Genomic DNA, 1,813 nt, shown 5'->3' with positions numbered 1-1,813 from the left:
GGGTAGGTCCCTCGGAGTCGCCGTACAGGCGGAGGCTTCAAACCACCTACTGCTGCTGCGTTTAAGAGGCGTGGTAGTGAGCGAGCTAGGAAAAGGCCGGACTCGATTTGGTCAGGTATGGATCGTAAAGTCGAACGCAAGTGAACCATTGATGACGTGTCGAAACGTGTAGATGATGTCAAAACTGCGGGGGTTTCGTTACTGCAGGATAAGTCCGGGAGGTGCCTGTTTATGGCTCGGATGGCATCCGGCATGGAGATGGCGAGAGTGCGATCTAGGCTCTTGTGTGGAACGTGGGAACCTGTCACTCCGATGCTAAGGGAGAAACACAAGGAAACGCATTTCAAGTGTGAGAGTACCGATGCGGAGTACAGGGACGGAGCAACTCGTAGTAGTGAAGAAGGAGCTATAATGGTTCTGGAGCGAAGGAGTTGCCCTATCTGGCTGGGAGCGCTAAAACAACTGGAAACAGGAGGATTTTATTGAACCCGGCAAAACCATTTGCTATTCATAAACGACAAGTATGGGAGGCATACAAGCGAGTCAAAGCAAATCAAGGTGGTGCAGGAATTGACGCTCAGACTCTGGAGGATTTTGCTCAGGATCTTGGTAACAATCTGTACAAGCTGTGGAATCGTATGGCGTCCGGGAGTTACCATCCGCCACCGGTGAAGCGTGTTGAGATACCCAAAGCCGATGGTGGAATTCGCCCTCTGGGCATTCCCACGGTAGCAGATCGCATTGCGCAAACGGTTGTTAAGCAGGTACTAGAACCGGAATTGGAGAAGCACTTTCATCCGGATTCCTATGGATACAGGCCTGGGAAATCAGCACATCAGGCGCTGGCAATAACGCGTAAACGGTGCTGGAGTTATCAATGGGTACTGGAATTCGATATCAAAGGTTACTTTGATAGCATTGATCATCAGCTATTGATGCGTGCAGTTGGCAGGCACACGCAGGAAAAATGGGTGTTGCTGTACATTAAACGCTGGCTGAGAGCACCGGTGCAAATGGTCGATGGGAAAATACAGGTAAGAGAGCGAGGAACACCACAGGGTGGTGTGATCAGTCCTTTGCTAGCAAATCTGTATCTGCATTATACGTTTGACTTATGGATGCAGAAGAATTATCCAGAAATACCATTTGCGCGTTATGCAGACGACGGTGTGTTGCATTGTCGAACCAGATGGCAGGCCGAGCAGCTCAAGCAAGTATTGCAGGAACGTTTTGCGGCTTGTGGACTTGAATTGCATCCGCTTAAAACTAGGGTGGTCTATTGTAAGAACTATCAATGCACAGGAAAATATCCGACTGTTGCATTCGATTTTCTGGGTTATACATTCAGGCCACGAGGAGCGGAACGCAAGGATGGAAAAGGTCTGTTCACCGGCTTTCTGCCGGCCATTAGCAACAAAGCAGCCAAAGCGATAAGGCAAGAGGTGCGGAGCTGGTCATTGCAGAACAAAAGTAGCAAAAGTTTGTATGATTTAGCGAGGATGTTCAATGCGCCCATCCAGGGATGGATAGCCTACTATGGTAGATTTTATCGTTCGGCGTTAAATCCGATTTGGAAACACCTGAATTACAAGCTTGTATTATGGGCTGCACGGAAATTTAAACGTTTTCGTGGACACCGGCGGCGAGCAGAACGCTGGTTGCTGGATGTAGCCCAACGTCAACCTGACTTGTTTGCTCATTGGCGATTGTTTTATGGTAGTAAATTGACTGGATAGGAAGAGCCGTATGAATCGAGAGGTTCACGTACGGTTCTGTGAGCACCTGAGGGGGAAGTTCCTTCGGGTGACTCGAC

The 1,813-nt window shown here is 49.2% G+C and carries 1 protein-coding gene; it reads left to right on the top strand.

Features of this window, described 5'->3' with window-relative positions; genetic code table 11:
* The first annotated feature begins 482 nt into the window (after positions 1 to 482).
* Positions 483 to 1,736, top strand: a complete 1,254-nt coding sequence (gene ltrA, locus C8R30_RS15610) for a group II intron reverse transcriptase/maturase (RefSeq protein ID WP_181258768.1) — start codon at positions 483 to 485, stop codon at positions 1,734 to 1,736.
* Positions 1,737 to 1,813: the final 77 nt, after the last annotated feature.

Origin of the sequence: Nitrosomonas nitrosa, assembly GCF_003051105.1 — a bacterium.
Taxonomy (GTDB): Bacteria; Pseudomonadota; Gammaproteobacteria; order Burkholderiales; family Nitrosomonadaceae; genus Nitrosomonas; species Nitrosomonas nitrosa.
Note: the sequence above shows the minus strand (reverse complement) of the source record. Positions and strands in the feature narration are given on the sequence as shown.